Source organism: Bacillus aerius (genome assembly GCF_029894105.1).
GTDB lineage: Bacteria > Bacillota > Bacilli > Bacillales > Bacillaceae > Bacillus > Bacillus altitudinis.
The window spans coordinates 3,162,597-3,182,199 of sequence record NZ_JARYHO010000001.1 but is presented as its reverse complement, the minus strand read 5'-3'; the positions used below and the strand labels follow the sequence as shown (position 1 = coordinate 3,182,199).

Sequence of the window (19,603 nt, the reverse complement as noted above, 5' to 3'; positions counted from 1 at the left end):
CGGTTACATCTTAAGTGATCAAAATAACAATATATTGTAGGAGGAATTTACATGAACATTGGAATCATTGGCGCAACAGGTAAAGCAGGACAACACATTTTAAAAGAAGCTCAATCGAGAGGGCACGAAGTAACGGCAATCGTTCGAGATGCACAAAAAGTGACCAATTCATCAGCAGCTGTTTTAGAAAAGGATGTTTTTCACTTAGAGGCAGGAGACGTCAAAGGTTTTGATGTGATCGTAAACGCATTTGGTGCGCCAGCAGGACAAGAGCACCTTCATGTAGAAGCAGGGAAAAAACTCATTCATCTCTTGAAAGAGACACCAGAAACGCGTTTAATCGTTGTGGGAGGTGCTGGAAGTTTATTTGTAGATGAGGCCAAAACAACTAGACTGATGGACACACCGGAGTTTCCAAAGGAATACTTTGCTACTGCTTCACACCAAGGAGAAAATTTAATAGATCTTCAAAAGACCGAAGGATTAAAATGGACATTTTTAAGTCCAGCAGCCTTCTTTAATCCAGCAGGCAAACGGACAGGTGCTTATGTGAAAGGCAAAGACCATCTTATCGTCAATTCAAAGGGTGACAGCTATGTGAGTTATGCTGACTACGCCGTTGCACTTGTCGATGAGATAGAAAAAGCTGCTCATGTTGGAGAACGATTTACTGTGGTTTCTGAAGCAGAATAAGTAGAATAACATGCGTTTCATTGTCGCTAAAAAACGATGAGTGAGGAGTCTGTCTTATGAATGATCAAGAAAAATCTTTCATCTATGTATGGGATGCGTATTGTGGCTGGTGTTATGGATTTTCCAACAGCATCCGTGCTTTACACGAAAATCACCCTGAGATACCACTGACACTTGTATCGGGCGGTTTATTTGTAGGAGAGCGTCGTCTACCGATAAAGAATTATCCACACATTTCAGAAGCAAATGAGCGTATCAGTCAGCTGAAAGGTGTCGAATTTGGAGACCGTTACGAAGAGTTGCTAGAAAACGGAACATTCATTTTAGACTCTGAGGCTGCTGCAATTGGATTTTCTGCATTAAGATCCATCGCACCAGAGCGTGCATTGTATTTGGCTTCATCTATGCAAAAGGCCTTTTATCAAGACGGAAAAAGCCTAAATGATGAAGAAACTTATAGAGATATCGCTATGAAACACCAACTTGACCCTGATGTATTAGTTGAACGAATGAAGGAGACAGAAACGATCAATGATGCGTATGCCGATTTTGCAAAGGTTCAGCAATTGAACGTGAATGGCTATCCTACACTTTTACTAAAAAAAGGGGATGAATACATCAGCCTTGGTGGAGGTGCGATGACGGCTGAAAAGCTTGAAGACCGTCTGAAGGAAATACTAACAAAATAAATCATTCAAAAACATCCTCCATTCGTATGGAGGATGTTTTTGATGCATGTGTGAATTCTCTTCAATGGGAGAAGTGGTTTATGCTTTAATGATAATCGCCTGGCTGCCCATCTGTTTCCAAGAATCCTCAAACTGTTCACGATCGACTTTTTGATTCTTCTCTCCGTAGGGGTTATTTAAGTAGACGTGATCTTTGTCGTAGCCAGTGATGACCACGCTGTGCATATTAAAGCTGATATCTATTTTCCCATTTGGTGTATTCCATGTTTCAATGTTATCTGTTTTGGCAAAGGTCGAAGTGGTAATGACCCAGACAGGATAACCTTTTTCAAGTGATTGATAGATGGCCTTTTTGACTGGCTTGCCGGTTAAGTCAACGGCTTGATTACCTACATATTTTTTCGCAAGCTGATAAATGGGTTCGTGGTACACACCAAGACCTGGCCCATTCTCCATATCGCCTACAAACCCGTCATGAGGGTCTCCTTTTAAGCCATTCTCATAATTGAGCGGGACACGCTTAATCTCGTTTGCCAATGCGTTTTTCGTTATATGCTCATAGCCGCTGTAATGAAGAAGCATGGCTAAGCTCGTGACTTCGCATCCGTTATAAAGCTTTGGTGCATCCATTTGATTAAAGAGGATGACGTCCATGGCTTTTTTATTTCCTTTTAAACTAGAATGTGTTGTTTCTGTTTTTTTCGTAGAACGTGTTTCTTCTGCTGCTAGTGCGGTATCATTTTCTTTTTCTTTGGCTTCTTGCGGTGACGTTGTTTTTTTGACTTGGTCGAATTGTGAAATGAAAATAAAGCCGAAATAAACAAGACATGCGCACAACAAAGTTAAGATTAATGTCTGGATGAATTTCACTGTAATCTCCTGTGTTATTCAATATTTTTAAGTATTATAGCATGTTCCTTAAGTAAAGAGATCAAAAAGGATTAGGTGTCATTTTAATGTAATATATGAACAAATGATTAAGGAAAAAAAGGGGAAAATAAAAATGATTGATTTAATCACTTTATTTTGTTAGCATATTATCATATTAGCGAACTAAAGGATTCGGAATTTTTTGTTTTAATGTGTTGGAGGTGCGGAAGAACATGTTCATGTTTGAAAAACCATATGGTATGCGAGATTCATTACCAGGATTGTATGAGACGAAGAAAAGAGTTAGGCATTCTTTAACAGAGGTCATGAATGGTTGGGGTTATCGTTTAATGGAAACGCCAACGCTTGAATTTTACGATACAGTCGGTGTTCAATCGGCGATTACAGATACGCAGCTGTTTAAGCTTCTTGATCAAAATGGTCAAACCCTTGTGCTTAGACCTGATATGACGGGACCAATTGCGAGAGTGGCGGCTTCAAAGCTTCACGAACAGGCGTATCCGCTTCGAGTCGGTTATGCAGCCAACGTGTTTCGGGCACAGGAAAGAGAAGGCGGAAGACCTTCTGAATTTGAGCAGGTCGGTATTGAATTGATCGGTGATGGTTCGATTAGTGCAGATGCTGAAGTCATAGCGCTTGTCGTGTTTGCATTAAAAAATGCTGGACTTCAATCCTTCAAAATTGCGATCGGGCATGTGGCTTTGGCAGAGACCTTGTTTTTAGATGTACTAGGGAATACAGAGCGGGCGAACGTATTGCGCCGATTTTTATATGAAAAGAATTATGTGGGATATAGGCAGCATGTTAAACAATTGCCGCTCTCATCCATCGACAAAACAAGGCTGCTCCAGCTTTTAGAGCTGCGCGGCGGTCAAGAAGTGACCCAGCAGGCTGAAGAAATTGTGGTGTCACAAGAGGGCAAAGAAGTGCTTGCGGAGTTAAAGGCGCTGTGGGAGACACTTGAAGATTACGGCTGTACAGAATATATCCGTTTGGATTTAAGCATGGTCAGTCATATGAGCTACTATACGGGGATTTTGTTTGAAGTATTTGCAGATCATGTTGGGTCTGTGATCGGAAGTGGAGGAAGGTATGATCAATTGCTTGCTCACTTTGATGCACCCGCACCCGCTACAGGCTTCGGACTTCGATTAGACCGTCTTCTTGAGGCGCTCGACGCAAAAGAAATAAATGAGCCCCAAGAGGCTGTGATTTTTAGTAAAGAACAGCGGCTTGAAGCATTTGATTTTGCAGAAAAAGAGCGGACAAAGGGCAAAAGGATTGTTCTCCAAGACTTAGCAGGTATTGAAAATATCGATGCCATGACCAAGGCATTTGAGCAAGTGACTTATTTTATCGGCGCTAGAAAGGAAGAGCAAAATGGGTAAAGTGTTGACAATGGCAATGCCAAAGGGGCGGATATTTGAAGAAGCAGCAGGGCTATTAAGACAGGCTGGATATCAACTGCCGGAGGAATTCGAAGATTCAAGAAAATTAATCATTGATGTACCGGAAGAAAATCTCCGCTTTATTTTAGCGAAGCCAATGGATGTGACGACATATGTAGAGCACGGTGTAGCAGATGTGGGCATTGCAGGGAAAGACGTCATGCTTGAAGAAGCACGGGATGTGTACGAAGTGCTCGATTTAAACATTAGCAAATGTCATTTAGCTGTAGCGGGGTTGCCGGGAGCCAGCTGGGGCGGTGTCGCACCGCGTGTGGCTACAAAGTACCCAAATGTCGCTTCTTCTTATTTTAGAGAACAAGGTGAGCAGGTGGAGATCATTAAGCTAAATGGTTCCATTGAATTAGCACCGCTCATCGGACTTGCCGATCGAATTGTTGACATTGTCTCCACCGGTCAAACACTTAAGGAAAATGGACTTGTCGAAACGGAACATATTTGTGACATTACGTCACGTTTTATTGTCAATCCTGTGAGCTATCGAATGAAGGATGCGGTAATCGATGAAATGGCGCAGCGTCTGGCAAGAATCATCGAAGGAGAAGGGGAGGAAACATCATGAACATCACCTACATACAAGAAGGTGAGACAGACACTCTCTCACTCAAGCGTTCTCTAGATACAGGAACGGAAGAGCAGCGATTGGCTGTTCAGCGAATAATCGAAGAAGTGAGAAAAAATGGTGACGAAGCGGTACGGTCTTTCACGAAGCAATTTGACGGTGTCTCTATTGAACAACCACTTGTGACGGAGGATGAAAAGACAAAAGCCTACGAACGTTTGGACCCGGAGATGATCCAAATCATCCAAACGGCGATCCGGAATATTCGAACATACCACGAGCGTCAGCTAACCTCCTCTTGGTTTTATCACCAAAAGGACGGCTCAATGCTAGGTCAGAAAGTAACACCGCTCGATGCGGTCGGTGTATATGTCCCAGGCGGAACGGCCGCCTATCCATCATCTGTTTTAATGAATGTGATCCCGGCACTTGTTGCCGGCGTTGAGCGAATTGTCCTTGTGACACCGCCAGGAAAAGACGGTCGTCTGTCTGACGCTGTACTAGTAGCAGCGAAGGAGCTGGGCATTTCAGAAATGTACAAAATGGGTGGTGCTCAGGCGATAGCTGCTCTTGCATATGGAACGGACAGTATCCAGCCTGTTGATAAAATCACCGGTCCAGGAAACATTTATGTAGCACTTGCCAAACGGGAAGTATTTGGTCAAGTAGACATTGATATGATTGCGGGCCCAAGTGAAATTGCTGTCTTAGCAGATGAAACGGCAACTGCACATGAGGTGGCAGCTGATTTGCTTTCACAGGCAGAGCATGATGCGTTGGCATCTAGTATTTTGGTGACACCATCTAAAGGATTGGCTGAAGCAGTGCAAGCAGAGGTGCAAGCGCAGCTGGATACTTTGCCAAGGAAATCAATTGCAGCACAATCCATTCAAGACCATGGCCATATTTACGTGACAGAATCCTTGGATCGTGCAGTTGATATCGTGAACCAGTTAGCCCCAGAGCATTTAGAAGTGCTGACGGCGTATCCAGCATCACTACTTGGTCAAATCAAGCATGCTGGAGCGATTTTCTTAGGGCGTTACAGCCCAGAGCCGGTAGGGGATTACTTCGCAGGACCGAACCATGTGCTGCCAACAAACGGGACAGCAAGATTCTCCAGTCCGCTTGGCGTCACGGATTTCCAAAAGAAAACGAGCATCATTTCATATAGCAAAGAAGCTTTTGAAACACATAGCGAAAGCATTGCAGCTTTTGCAAGATTAGAAGGGCTTGAAGCACATGCAAGATCGATTGAAGCGAGAAAGCGGGAGGAATCAAAATGAGACAGGCGGAAACAGCGAGACAGACAAATGAAACGAACATTTCGTTAGCGCTAGAGATTGATGGTGAAGGAAAAGCAGATATTCAAACAGATGTCCCTTTTATGACGCATATGCTCGACTTATTCACGAAGCACGGGCACTTTAACTTAACTGTAGATGCAAAAGGAGACACAGATGTCGATGATCACCACACAACAGAAGATATTGGCATCGTGCTTGGGCAGATGTTTAAAGAAGCGCTCGGTGATAAGAAAGGAATTAAGCGCTACGGCTCTAGTTTTGTTCCAATGGATGAAACACTCGCCCAAGTCGTCGTGGATTTAAGCAATCGTCCTCATTTGGAAATGAGAGCCGATTTCCCTAGTCAGAAGGTCGGCACCTTTGATACGGAGCTGGTTCATGAGTTTCTTTGGAAATTTGCCCTTGAAGCACGAATCAATCTTCATGTGATCGTTCACTATGGAACCAATACCCACCATATGATTGAAGCCATTTTTAAAGCGATGGCACGCGCCTTAGATGAAGCAACAACCATTGATCCGCGTGTGAAAGGGATTCCGTCGACAAAGGGGATGCTCTAATGATTGGCGTCATTGACTATGGAATGGGAAATTTGTTTAGCGTATCAAAAGCACTGGAACGAGCAGGGGCTTCTTATATCGTGTCTTCTGAAGTAGAGGAGCTGAAAAAGGCAGATGCGTACATTTTGCCAGGCGTCGGTTCGTTTCGTGATGCGATGCAGCTGTTAAGACAGACAGGACTTGAGGCGTTTATCCACCAAGTCGTGCAGGAAGGAAAGCTGTTATTTGGCATTTGCCTTGGCATGCAGTTGTTGTTTGAAGAAAGTGAAGAAGCAGGAAAAACAAAAGGGTTAGGCCTTTTAAAAGGACGTGTCGTTCTTTTGAAGGATCGTGATCAGGATGGACAAAGGCTGAAGGTGCCTCATATGGGCTGGAATGAGCTCACATTTCATCAGCCGTCACCATTATTTGACGGTGTGCCGGAAGGATTTGCATACTTTGTTCACTCTTATTATGTGAGCGGCATGAATCCAGAAGATCTATTGGCAAGTGCGCCCTATGGCGTTCAAGTACCTGCCATTGTTGGAAAGGGGAATGTGTTTGGCACGCAGTTTCACCCTGAAAAAAGCAGTACAACAGGAATGGCACTGCTGAAACAGTTTATTCAATTAGCAAACGAACAGAGGGTGAGCAAATGAGTGATTTTACATTATATCCAGCAATTGATATGAGAAATGGCAAATGTGTACGACTTGTGCAAGGAGACTATGACCAAGAAACCATTTATGGAGATTCACCGTTAGACATGGCGAGACGGTTTGCAAATGAAGGAGCGAAATGGATACATCTCGTTGATTTAGATGGCGCAAAAGCAGGAAAACGCGTGAATCACGAGCATGTGCTGGCGATTGCTTCCTCATTAGATGTGAATGTCCAAATTGGCGGCGGCATTCGGACAGATGAAGATGTTGCATTTTATTTAAACAATGGCGTATCGAGAGTCATTCTTGGCAGTTCAGCGGTGTCAAACCCGGTTTTTGTGAAAAAAATGCTGGCGCAATATGGAGAGAAAATTGCCATTGGCATTGATGCACGAAACGGTTTTGTATCGACTGAAGGGTGGCTTGAAACGTCGGAAGTGAAGGCGGAGGAACTCGGTAAGGAACTGGCAAAGGAAGGCGCAGAGGTCTTTATTTTCACTGATATTCAAATGGATGGCATGCTGTCTGGTCCAAATGTGGAAAGTACGGTTCGATTAGCAGAAGCAACTGGCAAACAAGTCATTGCCTCAGGTGGTGTCAGTGCAGTGAGTGATCTGCAAAAGCTGTCAGCACAAAAGCAGACAGGTGTGTCTGGTGCAATCATTGGCAAGGCGCTGTACACAAAGCAATTTACTTTAGCTGAAGCGTTTGAAGGGCTTGACAGCATATGATGACAAAACGAATCATTCCATGTCTTGATGTAAAGGAAGGGCGTGTGGTCAAAGGGATCCAATTTCTAGGGTTGAAGGATGCTGGTGATCCGGTCGAATTAGCGCAGATCTATGACGAGGAAGGTGCGGATGAACTCGTCTTTCTTGATATATCTGCCTCTCATGAAGGCCGAAAAACAATGGTGGATGTGGTCAAACAAGTGGCATCCACTCTCGCTATCCCATTCACGGTGGGCGGCGGGATTAACCACCTTGATGATATGAAGCGTATATTAAGAGCGGGGGCAGACAAGGTATCTGTGAACACAGCGGCTGTTTTAAGACCGGAGCTAATAACAGAAGGAGCCGACTTTTTTGGTTCACAGTGCATAGTTGTTGCGATTGACGCGAAATACGATGAAGAGAAACAAGCATACATGGTCTATACGCACGGAGGACGCCGTCAAACGGATTTAGAAGTGAGTGACTGGGCGAAAGAAGCCGTGCGAAGAGGAGCAGGCGAGATCTTGCTGACTAGCATGGATGCCGATGGTGAGAAAACGGGCTTTGAGCATCGTTTGACGAGGCTTGTATCAGAAGCAGTCACAGTGCCAGTTATTGCTTCAGGAGGTGCTGGCAATGCGCAGCATATGCTGGAGGCTTTTACAAAAGGTGAAGCTGATGCCGCACTCGCAGCCTCTATTTTCCATTATAAAGAAACCTCCATTCAAGAAGTGAAGACATATTTGAGAGAACACGGGGTGAAGGTAAGATGAAACAGGCAAACGAATTAACCTTTAATGATGCAGGTCTCATTCCTGCCATTGTACAGGATGCTCAAAGCAAGGAAGTTCTTACTTTGGCGTATATGAATCAAGAATCCTATGAAAAAACATTAGAGACAGGGGAAACATGGTTTTTTAGCCGGTCGAGAAATGAGCTTTGGCACAAAGGAGCCACATCTGGACACACCCAGCGTGTTACATCTATTCACTATGACTGTGATCAAGATGCCCTGCTTGTTCTAGTGACACCAAGCGGCCCAGCCTGCCATACAGGCAGCTATAGCTGTTTTTCAGAAGATTGCGTGAAACAGCAAAGGGGAGAACAAGACCGCTTTGCCATTTTAAATGAACTGGAACAGGTCATTGCGAAACGGCAGATGGAAATGCCAGAAGGAGCTTATACGACCTATCTTTTTGAAAAAGGAGTCGACAAAATCCTGAAAAAGGTAGGGGAAGAAGCTTCTGAAGTGATCATTGCGGCGAAGAACCGTGATCAAGAAGAATTGAAATGGGAAACAGCAGATCTCCTGTATCACCTTCTTGTGTTATTACGTGAACAGCAGCTGCCTCTTGATGATGTATTAAAGGTATTGAAAAAGCGCCATCAAGGGGAATGAAAAGCTGGGGGTATCCCCGGCTTTTTGCTTTTAAATGAAAAACAAATCCTTCCTTTCCTTTTGTTCTATGTGACGACTCATGAAGTATGTTATACTACACACGGTACACTGTTCGAAATGGAGGGTATCGGTGAGTAAATACACTTCTCAAAATAATCACACACAAGTCGTCCAGCTATTCCAAGATGGGCATTACTTTTTTCATAAAGGTCTAAAAGCATATAGAGAAAGAAATCTGTCTAGGGCAAGTAAGCTGATACAGCGGGCCATCGTACTTGAGCCTGAAAATGTAGAAATGCTGTCGCAGCTTGCCATTATTTATACTGAAATGGGTCATTACCAACAATCAAATGAACTGCTTGATTTTATCCTTGAACACTTGGATGAGAATATGTCAGAGTGTCACTACTTTAAAGCCAATAATTATGCGAATCTCGGTTTGTTTCAAGAGGCATATAGATGCGCCACTGCTTATGCTGCGCTGGAAGAAGACGGGGAATTTGCAGATGAAAATGACGATCTCCTCGATCTGCTTGATATGAGTGACGATGTTGATGAAGATTTCCCTTATGATCAGGATGATCTGATTGTAAAGCAGGATCAAGCCAACCATTTGCTAGAAAGCGGCAGGCTGGATGAAGCAATCGAGATGCTGGAACAGATGATTGTTGAGTATCCAGAGTTTTGGTCAGCGTATAATAATCTCGCTTTGGCCTATTTTTATTCTGGCCAAATCGATCAGGCAAAAGAAATGTTGAACCGGGTCCTTCATGAAAATCCCGGTAATCTGCATGCCCTTTGTAATCAGCTTGTTTTCTATCATTATGAAAAAGAAGAAGAAAAGGTCAATCTGTTAGCGAAGCAATTAACGCACGTGTATCCAATATTAAGTGAACAGCGTTATAAGCTTGGCGCGACATTTGCCCTTGTTGGAGAATTTGAATGGGCATTTAAATGGCTTTATTCTTTGTATAAAACAGGTTTCCAAGGTGATAGTACGTTTTTATACTGGCTGGCAAGTGCAGCCTATTATACGGGCCACAAAACGCTGGCGCAAACCGTCTGGGATAAGATGGTGGAAGAAGATATTGATGCAGATGAAATCAAGCCGTGGCAAGATAAACCAGAGGAGTCTGAGCCAATGGTTTCAATTGAGGAACGACTCACTGCCTACTATGTCAGCAAACAAAAAGGTGAACGTGACGTCTTGCAATCTGTTCTTGATTCCCGCGCTGCGAAAACGGCCTTTGAACAGCAGTTTATTGAGTTACTTTTATATGAAGATCAAATGGAAGAACGATCGTTTTCAGAAGATGCGGTCTTCGCAAAACAGGCGGCATCTGCTTTGGAAGAAGCGGTGCAGCCTGATAGCCACATGCCATATTTTTGGTTATTCCATATTATTCAGCAAGCACGCGCTTCAGGCGTAGAGAAGAAAAATGCCATTGCATGGGCAGCAGCTTCTTATTATCTATGGATGAATGAACAAGAAGAATCAGCTGTCAGCAAAAAAGAGATCGCAGCTTCTTTTCAGATCAGCGTTCAAACGCTGTCAAAATATGAGAATATTATTTGTGCGTTCATGGTTTGAATAGGTAAATAGATTCAGATAACAGCAGCATGGCCGAAAAGGTCATGCTTTTTTCTTGGATAAAAAGGTGGGATTTGCTAGGATTTGGCGAAGTATGACAATCTCGACATCTATTTGAAACATAAATGTAATAAAAATATTAGCTCATTTTGTCGATGTGTCATGTATAATGAAACTCGTGGATTAAAACAAAGACATATATTTAAATATTTTACTATACATAATGCAACACCTAGTGATAGAAACAATCTGGTCAACATCTGACTGAATCATCAGAGAGAAAGACACAGGAAGCACAGATTGGTCGCAGAGAATTTGCTGCTTTCTCATGTCGCTTGGGAAATTGTCAAAGGAGGAACTATACGTGAAAAAGTTTATTACTTTCGGTTTAGCTTCGGTGATTGGAGCGAGCGGTTTATTTATTCCATTTACTCATGAAGCAAATGCACAGAACTTTGAACAAAAGAAACAAGAACTAGACAGCAAGCAGTCAGAGGTAAACAAGAATCTTCAAAAGAAAAAAGAAGAGCTTTCAAAGCTTGAGGCAAAACAAGAGGCACTTGCGCTAAAGCTAAAAGAAATTGACGAAAAAGCTTTAAAAACAAGTGATCAAATCGAAGAAAAACAAAAAGAAAACGAAAAAACAAAAAAAGAAATCAAAGCACTGAAAAAAGAAATTGCTGATACAGAAAAACGTATCGAAGAAAGAAACGAATTCTTGAAAAAGCGTGTACGTGCGCTTCAAGAAAGCGGTGGTTCTACGAAATACATAGATGTATTACTAGGAGCAAAAAGCTTTAGCGATTTCATCAGCCGTGCAGGTGCTGTATCTACATTAATCAACGCAGACAGCGAAATCATTAAAGAACAAGAAAGAGACAAAGCAGAATTACAAAAGTCTGAAAACGAATTAAATACAAAGCTTGAAGATGTTCAAAAGACGCTTGCAAAGCTTGAAACACTTCAAACAGACTTAAATAAACAGCTTGATGAGAAAGACAAGCTATTCAAGCAAGTGAAAAAGCAAAAAGGAAGTGCTTCTTCTCAAATCAGCGAGTTAAACACTGAGGCAAACAGCATTGCATCTGAAAAAGACGCAACAATCGCTGCTCAAAAACAAGCTGAAAAAGAAGCAAGAGAAGCTGCTCAAAAAGCAAAAGAAGAAAAAGCACAAAAACAACAGCAGCGTCAAGCTAGTGTTCAAGCAGAAGACAACAGCTCTAATAACGACAGCGGTTCTTCTTCAAATAACAGTGGATCTTCAAATAACAATAGCAGCAGTTCACCAAGCAAAAAGCCATCTTCTGGCGGTGGATCACCTGTCAGCAATAACGTAGGCGGAATCGAAGGTGCGATCAGCACAGGTTCTACCATTGTAGGACAATCTCCATATAAATGGGGCGGCGGCAGATCACAAGCCGATATTGACGCACGTCGTTTTGACTGTTCTTCATTCGTTCGCTGGGCATTTGCATCAGCAGGCATCAACCTTGGACCAGTTGGCGGTACAACAACAGATACGCTTGTAGGTAAAGGAAGAGCTGTAAGTGCATCTGACATGAAACGTGGAGACCTTGTGTTCTTTGATACGTATAAAGTAAATGGACACGTTGGTATTTACTTAGGAAACGGTACATTCTTGAACGATAACAGCTCTCGCGGTGTTTCAGTTGACTCTATGAGCAACGTTTACTGGAAAAAAGCATTCAAAGGCGTTGTAAGAAGAGTCGTTGAATAAATCATTACTCACTATATAACCGTAAACAGGCTTCCTTAAACAGCAGTTTAAGGAAGCTTTTTCTTTTTTTGAAGATATGAGCAAATGATTCGCTTATTATCCGCAGATTTAATAGGATATGGGTAAGGAATAAAAGCTAAGAGTGGAAATGATGCTCTCTGTCATGAATGGAAGCATCACCCAAGGGCATTCTAATAAGAAATGCTAGCAGCAATTGAAGAGGGAGTGACAGTTGTGTCAGAAGAAAAAATCTACGATACGATCATCATTGGAGCGGGTCCTGCCGGAATGACAGCCGCTGTTTATACATCACGGGGAAATCTTTCAACACTGATGATTGAAAGAGGAATTCCAGGCGGCCAAATGGCGAATACGGAAGATGTCGAGAACTATCCGGGCTTTGAAAGCATCTTAGGACCGGAACTTTCAAATAAAATGTTTGAGCATGCAAAGAAATTCGGTGCCGAGTATGCGTATGGCGATATTAAAGAAATTGTAGATGGTGAAGAGTACAAAATCGTCAAAGCTGGTTCCAAAGAATACAAAGGACGCTCTGTCATTATTGCGGCAGGTGCTGAATACAAAAAAATCGGTGCACCAGGCGAAAAAGAACTTGGCGGCCGCGGCGTATCATACTGCGCGGTATGTGACGGTGCCTTCTTTAAAAACAAAGAGCTTGTCGTGATTGGCGGAGGAGATTCAGCAGTAGAAGAGGGTGTTTACCTCACTCGCTTTGCGTCTAAAGTCACTATTGTCCATAGACGCGACAAACTGCGTGCCCAAAGCATCTTACAAGCACGTGCATTTGATAATGAAAAAATCGACTTTATGTGGAACAAAACCGTCAAAGAAATCAATGAAGAGAACGGGAAAGTCGGCAGTGTGACATTAATTGATACCGTGACAGGTGAGGAAGAAGACTTCAAAACAGATGGCGTCTTTATCTACATCGGTATGCTGCCGCTGTCTAAACCATTTGAAAATCTAGGGATTACAAATGCAGAGGGCTACATTGAGACGAACGAAAGAATGGAAACAAAAGTTGAAGGAATCTTCGCCGCTGGTGACATTCGTGAGAAAACCCTTCGTCAAATCGTCACAGCAACAGGTGATGGAAGTATTGCAGCACAGAGTGCACAGCATTATGTAGAAGAGCTTGCTGAAAAGCTAAAAGCAATGAAATAAACAGCTGTCGTAAATCCTTAATATTGCGTCACGGGCTTTTAACTGGAATGTAACACGGGTGAAACAATTATCCGTTATGATGAAACTAGTAATTGACCCCCTTTTATAAGGAATACATGTTTGGCACGGATGTGAATCCGTGTCCTTTTTTTTGCTTAAAATCAGAAATTCACGAGATGTTCACAAATGACGCATGGAGAACCGTTAGATGTTGTAAAATAAAGAATAGAGAAAGTGCCCGTCACCATATTCATACGAAAACCTGTCTGTTTTCAGTGAAGAACGGGCATGTTCATTGTGGGAGTCATGATGAACCTGTATAATAAGAAAAAGACATAAAAGAGTAGGTGACAGCTGATGCAACGAGTAACCAATTGTGTGCTGCATCACGATGATCAAGTTCTCTTGCTGCAAAAGCCAAGACGAGGCTGGTGGGTAGCACCTGGCGGCAAAATGGAGAGCGGAGAATCGGTCAAGGATTCAGTCGTTCGAGAATTTAGAGAAGAAACAGGCATTTATATTTTAAATCCGCAGCTAAAAGGCGTGTTTACCTTTATCATAAAAGAAGGCGATCAAATCGTTCAAGAGTGGATGATGTTCACCTTTATGGCAGATTCCTTTACAGGAAAAAACGTATCAGAGTCGGAGGAAGGCATTTTAAAATGGCATGATGTAAAAGATGTGCCTAGCTTGCCGATGGCTCCAGGAGATTCCCATATTCTTGACTTCATGTTGAAAGGGAAAGGACTTCTCCACGGCACTTTTACGTATACACCAGATTTTGAGCTGATTGCTTATCGATTAGATCCTCAAGGAGACTAATAAATGAACCGTTTTCATAAAGAAGGAGAGGGAGCAGGCATGAATACGCACAAACAAGATGATATTCAGCTTGTGATTATTACAGGGATGTCAGGTGCGGGGAAAACCGTTGCCATCCAAAGCTTTGAAGACTTAGGTTACTTTTGTGTGGATAACTTACCGCCATCACTTTTACCGAAGTTTCTAGAGCTCATGAAGGAATCCAATTCAAAGATGAGCAAGGTGGCCCTTGTGATGGATTTGCGCGGACGCGAATTCTTTGATAGCTTAATTGCTGCCTTAGATGAGATGAGTGATATCGGCTGGATCACACCAAGGATTCTATTTTTAGATGCAAACGATAAGGTGCTAGTCTCAAGATATAAAGAAACGAGACGTTCTCATCCCCTTGCGACAACAGGTTTGCCGCTCGAAGGAATTGAGATGGAACGCGATCTGTTAGAAGAGTTAAAAGGCCGGGCTCAAATGATTTTTGATACATCGGATTTAAAACCCAAACAGCTTCGAGAAAAAATTGTTGCACACTTTGCCACGAGCCAAGGGCAGGTGTTTACAGTGAATGTGATGTCCTTCGGTTTTAAATACGGTCTGCCGATTGATGCTGATCTTGTATTTGATGTGAGATTTCTGCCGAATCCTTACTATATTGAGAGCATGCGTCCACAGACTGGAAACGATGAAGAAGTACGCTCCTATGTCATGAAGTGGAGTGAAACGCAAAAGTTCACAGAGAAATTAATCGACCTTCTCAGCTTTATGCTACCGTCCTATAAACGAGAAGGGAAAAGTCAGCTGGTGATCGCCATTGGCTGTACAGGCGGACAGCACCGATCAGTGACGCTAGCGAACTACTTATCGGAGTATTTTAAAAATGACTACTATACTCATGTCACTCACCGGGACATTGAAAAGAGAAGCAGAAAATAGATGACGACACTACCAAAGGTTGTCATTCTTGGCGGAGGCACTGGCTTATCTGTTTTACTTAGAGGATTAAAGACAAAGCCAGTGGACATTACCGCCATTGTGACGGTAGCTGATGATGGAGGCAGCTCAGGCAGACTGCGACATGATTTGAATATTCCGCCTCCAGGCGATATTCGAAATGTACTTGCGGCACTCTCTGATGTCGAACCGCTTGTAGAAGATTTATTTCAGCACCGTTTTAATAAAGGGAATGACTTAACAGGCCACTCTCTCGGCAACCTCATTCTTGCGGCTATGACGAATATAACCGGTGATTTTTTTCATGCCGTCACAGAAATGAGCAAGGTCTTAAATGTGAGAGGAAAAGTATTGCCAGCAGCGAATTCAAGTGTTGTTCTTCATGCTGAATTAGAAAATGGGCAAGTGGTAACAGGAGAATCAAAAATCCCAACCTATGGTGAGCGAATTAAACGAGTGTTCCTCACACCCGATACGATTGAGCCGCTCCCAGAATCGATTCAAGTCATTCGTGAAGCCGACTTGATCGTCCTTGGACCTGGCAGCTTGTATACAAGTATCTTGCCAAACTTGCTTGTACCGCATATTGGCGAAGAAGTGATTCGTTCTAAGGCGAAAAAAGTCTATATTTGCAATGTCATGACACAGCCGGGGGAAACGCTTTCCTACAGTGCAGCTGATCATGTGCAGGCATTAAACGATCATATGGACCGACCATTTATCGATACGATATTTGTGAACAATAAAGAAATTCCAGAAGAAATCAAAGCAAAATATGCAGAAGAACAGGCGCAGCCTGTACAGTTCGACACAGATGTACTCAAAGCCATGGGACTAGAAGTCATCCCTGGGGAAATCATTACATATGACCAGCATGTGATTCGTCATGATACGCTGAAAGTAGCCGCGCTGCTTGTCGATCTGCTGCATCAGAAAAAATAGGAATGGGGGTGGCAAGGATGTCATTTGCATCCGAAACAAAAAAAGAGCTGACTAATCTGGAAGTGAAGGACTGCTGCACAAAAGCAGAGCTTTCTGCCCTCATCCGTATGAACGGTTCATTATCTTTTTCTAATCGAAAATTGATTTTAGATATACAGACAGAGAACGCAGCCATTGCAAGACGTATTTATACCCTTTTGAAAAAGAAATACGATGTGACTGTCGAGCTGCTCGTTCGTAAAAAAATGAGATTAAAAAAGAATAATGTGTATATTGTCAGACTGGTAGAACGAGCGAAAACCATTTTAGAGGACCTAAAGATATTAGGTGAACAATTTGTATTTGAACGCAACATTTCAGAAGAACTTGTGAAGAAAAGATGCTGCAAGCGTTCCTATATGAGAGGTGCTTTTTTAGCAGGAGGTTCTGTGAATAATCCAGAAACCTCTTCGTATCACCTTGAGATTTTTTCACTATACAAAGAACATAATGATGCCCTTTGTGAGCTCATGAATCAATTCCATCTTAACAGTAAAACACTTGAACGCAAAAAAGGCTTTATCACATACATGAAGGAAGCGGAGAAAATTACGGAATTCTTAAGTGTTGTGGGTGCTCATAACTCATTGCTTCGTTTTGAAGACGTGCGTATCGTCCGAGATATGAGGAATTCAGTGAACCGGCTCGTCAATTGTGAAACAGCAAACTTGAATAAAACGATCGGTGCCTCACTGCGCCAGGTTGAAAATATTCAATTCATTGACGAAAAGATTGGACTAGACGCCCTGCCAGATAAGCTGCGTGAAATTGCGCAACTGCGTATTGACTACCAAGAAGTCACACTAAAGGAACTTGGCGAAATGGTGGAAAGCGGCAAGATCAGCAAATCAGGCATTAATCACCGTTTAAGAAAGCTAGATCAAATTGCAGAACAATTAAGAAACGGACAAGCTGTTACACTCAAATAGGGAAATAAAAAAGGGAGGCAGATCATATGGTGGAAAAAACGGTCACAATTCAGCTGAAAACGGGTTTGCAGGCACGTCCGGCTGCTTTGTTCGTTCAAGAAGCCAATCGTTTTGGTGCTGATATTTTTCTAGAGAAAGATGGGAAAAAGGTCAATGCGAAGAGTATTATGGGACTAATGAGTCTTGCGATCAGCTCTGGGGTCACCGTCAAACTAATAGCTGATGGAGCAGATGAACAAGAAGCCATCGATGCGTTAACGGATTTTATCAATCAAGAAAACTGAGTCTCTTTCAAGGGCTCAGTTTTTTTAGGAGGGAAAGTTGTGATTCAATCAGCTTTTTTACAGAAAATTGGATACGAAGCCGCGTCCATTACGTTTGATCAATTGCCGGATTTACTAAGGAAGATGGCTTATACCTTTCCTTTTGAAAATAGATCTGTGGTGGGTAAACACGCCTATGCTTTGGATCAAGAAGGTTTGAAGCATCATCTTCTGGAAGGCAGCAGAGGTGGGCTTTGCTATGACCTCAATCCGCTCTTATATTATGTCTTAAAAGAGGCAGGTCTCGCTGTACAGCTCGTTCAAGGGACCGTATATAACAAAGAAGCAGAGAAGTGGGCACTGGATGGGACGCATGTAGCCATCGTCCTTCAACATCACCATGAGCGCTACCTCATTGATGCAGGATTTGGTGTGAATTTACCCCTTCAGCCCGTCCCTTTTACAGGTGAATGGGTGGAAGCACCGTCCCTTCGTTTTCGCGTGAACGCAGAGGAAACAGAAAAAGGAACCCATCTACTCCAATTGGATAGGGGAGCAGGTGCTGAAACAGGTTATGCTTTCACATTAAAAGAAGTCGGTGAAGATACACTTGTGCAATTGCGGCATGAGATTTATGAAAATGAAGCCTCTCCTTTTAACAAAAGGCTGCTTGCATCCAAACTGACACCAACAGGTCGTGTGATCGTGACAGAGGATCATGTCACGATACATGAACAGGAAGAAGTATCGAAGAAACCACTCTCACAACCGTTTGAAGAGTACGTACAAAAACTGCTTCCGTAAACAGTATGAAAAAAGACAGCCCTTTTGACTGTGAAGTGACCCCCTAAATTTAGACGCGTTTTTTTATGAGACAGCTTTCGAGGCATGAGTTCGATATTGTATCGGACTCATGCCTTTTAGTTTTGTCTTTATACGTGTGTGATTGTAGTAATCAATATATTGTTCAAGTTCTTGCTTGAAGTGTTCGATGTTCTCAAATTTTTTTAGGTATAGAAATTCAGACTTTAAGATACCAAAAAAGTTCTCGATAACTGCGTTATCGTAACAGTTACCTTTTCGGGACATACTCTGTGTAATCCCACGCTTTTTTAAGTCGTGTCTATATTGCTTCATTTGGTAATGCCATCCTTGATCAGAATGTATCATTGGTTTCTCATCTTCATCTAAACGGTTGAACGCCTGATGAAGCATCGTTGAGACGAGTGAATAAACAGGTCTTGAACCGACTGTATAGGTAATGATTTCACCATTAAATAGATCTAATATGGGCGAAAGATAGAGCTTCTGACCAAATAACTTGAACTCCGTTATATCTGTGACCCATTTCTCATTTGGCCTATCAGCTTGAAAATGACGAGCCAAAATATTAGGCGCTATTTTGTTCACTGTGCCTCTGTATGAACGATATTTCTTCACTCGGACCATGCATTTTAGCCCTAGAACTTTCATGATGCGCTGGACTTTTTTGTGATTCACCTTTTGTCCCCGATTAATTAGTTCATCACGAATCCGGCGATATCCATAACGTCCTTGATGTTCCTGATAAATAGTTTGAATCATCTTTTTCAGTTCGACATCCTGATCAGGACGATCTAAATGCTTGATCAAGTAATAGTAGGTACTGCGTGGAATACATGCGAGCTTAAGAAGTGATTTCACCGGATATTGATGCCTTAAATCATAGACTACTTGCGCTTTGTCTTGTTTGGTGATTGTTCCTTGTTTTGAACTAAGGCATTCAACTTTTTTAAATACTCATTTTCCATGCGCAAATGTTCTACTTCTGCCTGTAACGCTTCCATTGATCCTTTCGTTATTTCTTGTTTTCCAGTTTTCCTTTTCATAGACGGACGCCCCTTTTTCTTAGATTGAAGGGCGTCTACTCCTTGTGTTTCCAAGATGCGCTTCCAGTTCCAAAGCGTGGTATCAGAAGGCAGGTTAAAGAGTGCAGCTGTTTCCAAGATAGACGTCCCATGTTCATTCATATAATCAAGTATGTCTAGTTTATATTGGACTGGATAATTTGTATATGACTTTGAAAAAGCTTTTTCGCCATGATATTGATACTTTCTGACCCAATATTGAAGTATGCTTTTGTGCACGCCAATCTGTTTTGCAATTCCAAGCAGGGGTTCGCGGTCAATGAGGTATCGTTTTACAGCTTTGATTTTATCTTCAATTGTAAATTTAGCCAAAAGAAAAGC

General features: G+C 42.5%; 21 protein-coding genes. 19 read left to right on the top strand and 2 right to left on the bottom strand.

Annotated features, from left to right (window positions below; all coding sequences use genetic code 11):
* The first annotated feature begins 51 nt into the window (after positions 1-51).
* Both M2353_RS16595 and M2353_RS16590 read left to right on the top strand, forming a co-directional pair.
* Complete coding sequence (locus tag M2353_RS16595) at positions 52-693, top strand: NAD(P)-dependent oxidoreductase (RefSeq protein WP_284725747.1); 642 nt, start codon at positions 52-54, stop codon at positions 691-693.
* Positions 694-749: 56 nt separating this feature from the next.
* Entirely contained in the window at positions 750-1,382 is a 633-nt protein-coding gene (locus M2353_RS16590) for a DsbA family protein (protein ID WP_284725746.1), read from the top strand.
* Positions 1,383-1,460: 78 nt separating this feature from the next.
* On the opposite strand, the gene M2353_RS16585 is transcribed toward M2353_RS16590, so the two are convergent.
* Positions 1,461-2,252: a C39 family peptidase gene (locus M2353_RS16585; protein WP_017368114.1), complete on the bottom strand. Its 792-nt coding sequence runs from the start codon at positions 2,250-2,252 to the stop codon at positions 1,461-1,463.
* Positions 2,253-2,485: 233 nt separating this feature from the next.
* Here M2353_RS16585 and M2353_RS16580 point away from each other — a divergent pair, with 233 nt between their 5' ends.
* The 17 genes from M2353_RS16580 (at position 2,486) to M2353_RS16500 (ending at position 18,179) form a co-directional block, all read left to right on the top strand.
* Positions 2,486-3,661, top strand: coding sequence for an ATP phosphoribosyltransferase regulatory subunit (locus M2353_RS16580; RefSeq protein ID WP_017368113.1), 1,176 nt, complete (start codon positions 2,486-2,488; stop codon positions 3,659-3,661).
* On the top strand, positions 3,654-4,301 hold the full coding sequence (gene hisG, locus M2353_RS16575; RefSeq protein WP_007500071.1) for an ATP phosphoribosyltransferase: 648 nt from the start codon (positions 3,654-3,656) through the stop codon (positions 4,299-4,301). The genes M2353_RS16580 and hisG overlap by 8 nt, the downstream gene beginning before the upstream one ends.
* Entirely contained in the window at positions 4,298-5,587 is a 1,290-nt protein-coding gene (hisD, locus tag M2353_RS16570) for a histidinol dehydrogenase (protein ID WP_056702874.1), read from the top strand. Before hisG ends, hisD begins: the two co-directional genes overlap by 4 nt.
* Positions 5,584-6,168 (top strand): imidazoleglycerol-phosphate dehydratase HisB, encoded by a 585-nt coding sequence (hisB, locus tag M2353_RS16565; RefSeq protein ID WP_017368110.1) that lies wholly within the window; start codon positions 5,584-5,586, stop codon positions 6,166-6,168. Before hisD ends, hisB begins: the two co-directional genes overlap by 4 nt.
* The gene (gene hisH, locus M2353_RS16560) at positions 6,168-6,806 is read left to right on the top strand and encodes an imidazole glycerol phosphate synthase subunit HisH (protein ID WP_041091643.1); all 639 of its coding nucleotides are present in this window, start codon (positions 6,168-6,170) and stop codon (positions 6,804-6,806) included. The genes hisB and hisH overlap by 1 nt, the downstream gene beginning before the upstream one ends.
* Entirely contained in the window at positions 6,803-7,540 is a 738-nt protein-coding gene (gene hisA / locus M2353_RS16555) for a 1-(5-phosphoribosyl)-5-[(5-phosphoribosylamino)methylideneamino]imidazole-4-carboxamide isomerase (RefSeq protein WP_284725745.1), read from the top strand. The genes hisH and hisA overlap by 4 nt, the downstream gene beginning before the upstream one ends.
* Complete coding sequence (hisF, locus tag M2353_RS16550; protein ID WP_035389615.1) at positions 7,537-8,295, top strand: imidazole glycerol phosphate synthase subunit HisF; 759 nt, start codon at positions 7,537-7,539, stop codon at positions 8,293-8,295. The genes hisA and hisF overlap by 4 nt, the downstream gene beginning before the upstream one ends.
* Complete coding sequence (gene hisIE, locus M2353_RS16545; RefSeq protein ID WP_284725744.1) at positions 8,292-8,921, top strand: bifunctional phosphoribosyl-AMP cyclohydrolase/phosphoribosyl-ATP diphosphatase HisIE; 630 nt, start codon at positions 8,292-8,294, stop codon at positions 8,919-8,921. The genes hisF and hisIE overlap by 4 nt, the downstream gene beginning before the upstream one ends.
* Positions 8,922-9,051: 130 nt before the next feature.
* Entirely contained in the window at positions 9,052-10,512 is a 1,461-nt protein-coding gene (locus M2353_RS16540; RefSeq protein ID WP_041507811.1) for a tetratricopeptide repeat protein, read from the top strand.
* A 364-nt stretch (positions 10,513-10,876) separates the two neighbouring features.
* Positions 10,877-12,250, top strand: a complete 1,374-nt coding sequence (locus M2353_RS16535) for a C40 family peptidase (protein WP_284725743.1) — start codon at positions 10,877-10,879, stop codon at positions 12,248-12,250.
* 234 nt (positions 12,251-12,484) lie between these two features.
* The gene (gene trxB / locus M2353_RS16530; protein ID WP_024719880.1) at positions 12,485-13,435 is read left to right on the top strand and encodes a thioredoxin-disulfide reductase; all 951 of its coding nucleotides are present in this window, start codon (positions 12,485-12,487) and stop codon (positions 13,433-13,435) included.
* 357 nt (positions 13,436-13,792) lie between these two features.
* Entirely contained in the window at positions 13,793-14,257 is a 465-nt protein-coding gene (locus M2353_RS16525; protein ID WP_058336954.1) for an 8-oxo-dGTP diphosphatase, read from the top strand.
* Positions 14,258-14,296: 39 nt separating this feature from the next.
* Positions 14,297-15,184, top strand: coding sequence for an RNase adapter RapZ (gene rapZ / locus M2353_RS16520; protein ID WP_024719879.1), 888 nt, complete (start codon positions 14,297-14,299; stop codon positions 15,182-15,184).
* The gene (locus M2353_RS16515) at positions 15,185-16,144 is read left to right on the top strand and encodes a gluconeogenesis factor YvcK family protein (RefSeq protein ID WP_008348128.1); all 960 of its coding nucleotides are present in this window, start codon (positions 15,185-15,187) and stop codon (positions 16,142-16,144) included.
* A 17-nt stretch (positions 16,145-16,161) separates the two neighbouring features.
* Positions 16,162-17,112 (top strand): DNA-binding protein WhiA, encoded by a 951-nt coding sequence (gene whiA / locus M2353_RS16510; RefSeq protein ID WP_008348125.1) that lies wholly within the window; start codon positions 16,162-16,164, stop codon positions 17,110-17,112.
* 26 nt (positions 17,113-17,138) lie between these two features.
* Positions 17,139-17,396, top strand: a complete 258-nt coding sequence (locus M2353_RS16505) for an HPr family phosphocarrier protein (RefSeq protein ID WP_008348124.1) — start codon at positions 17,139-17,141, stop codon at positions 17,394-17,396.
* 39 nt (positions 17,397-17,435) lie between these two features.
* Positions 17,436-18,179 (top strand): arylamine N-acetyltransferase family protein, encoded by a 744-nt coding sequence (locus tag M2353_RS16500; protein WP_058336953.1) that lies wholly within the window; start codon positions 17,436-17,438, stop codon positions 18,177-18,179.
* Positions 18,180-18,242: 63 nt separating this feature from the next.
* Here the strand turns inward: M2353_RS16500 and M2353_RS16495 are convergent.
* A protein-coding gene (locus M2353_RS16495) for an IS3 family transposase (protein ID WP_284725742.1) occupies positions 18,243-19,594 on the bottom strand; the annotation gives its coding sequence in 2 pieces (ribosomal slippage) (positions 18,243-19,150 and positions 19,150-19,594; 1,353 coding nt in all).
* Positions 19,595-19,603: the final 9 nt, after the last annotated feature.

What these genes read in the sequence shown, in the direction of transcription:
- hisF (WP_035389615.1), top strand. Translation starts at nt 7,537, where the DNA reads ATGATGACAAAACGAATCATTCCATGTCTTGATGTAAAGGAAGGGCGT.
- hisIE (WP_284725744.1), top strand. Translation starts at nt 8,292, where the DNA reads ATGAAACAGGCAAACGAATTAACCTTTAATGATGCAGGTCTCATTCCT.
- M2353_RS16595 (WP_284725747.1), top strand. Translation starts at nt 52, where the DNA reads ATGAACATTGGAATCATTGGCGCAACAGGTAAAGCAGGACAACACATT.
- whiA (WP_008348125.1), top strand. Translation starts at nt 16,162, where the DNA reads ATGTCATTTGCATCCGAAACAAAAAAAGAGCTGACTAATCTGGAAGTG.
- hisB (WP_017368110.1), top strand. Translation starts at nt 5,584, where the DNA reads ATGAGACAGGCGGAAACAGCGAGACAGACAAATGAAACGAACATTTCG.
- M2353_RS16515 (WP_008348128.1), top strand. Translation starts at nt 15,185, where the DNA reads ATGACGACACTACCAAAGGTTGTCATTCTTGGCGGAGGCACTGGCTTA.
- hisH (WP_041091643.1), top strand. Translation starts at nt 6,168, where the DNA reads ATGATTGGCGTCATTGACTATGGAATGGGAAATTTGTTTAGCGTATCA.
- M2353_RS16590 (WP_284725746.1), top strand. Translation starts at nt 750, where the DNA reads ATGAATGATCAAGAAAAATCTTTCATCTATGTATGGGATGCGTATTGT.
- M2353_RS16580 (WP_017368113.1), top strand. Translation starts at nt 2,486, where the DNA reads ATGTTCATGTTTGAAAAACCATATGGTATGCGAGATTCATTACCAGGA.
- M2353_RS16525 (WP_058336954.1), top strand. Translation starts at nt 13,793, where the DNA reads ATGCAACGAGTAACCAATTGTGTGCTGCATCACGATGATCAAGTTCTC.
- M2353_RS16505 (WP_008348124.1), top strand. Translation starts at nt 17,139, where the DNA reads ATGGTGGAAAAAACGGTCACAATTCAGCTGAAAACGGGTTTGCAGGCA.
- hisD (WP_056702874.1), top strand. Translation starts at nt 4,298, where the DNA reads ATGAACATCACCTACATACAAGAAGGTGAGACAGACACTCTCTCACTC.
- hisG (WP_007500071.1), top strand. Translation starts at nt 3,654, where the DNA reads ATGGGTAAAGTGTTGACAATGGCAATGCCAAAGGGGCGGATATTTGAA.
- rapZ (WP_024719879.1), top strand. Translation starts at nt 14,297, where the DNA reads ATGAATACGCACAAACAAGATGATATTCAGCTTGTGATTATTACAGGG.
- hisA (WP_284725745.1), top strand. Translation starts at nt 6,803, where the DNA reads ATGAGTGATTTTACATTATATCCAGCAATTGATATGAGAAATGGCAAA.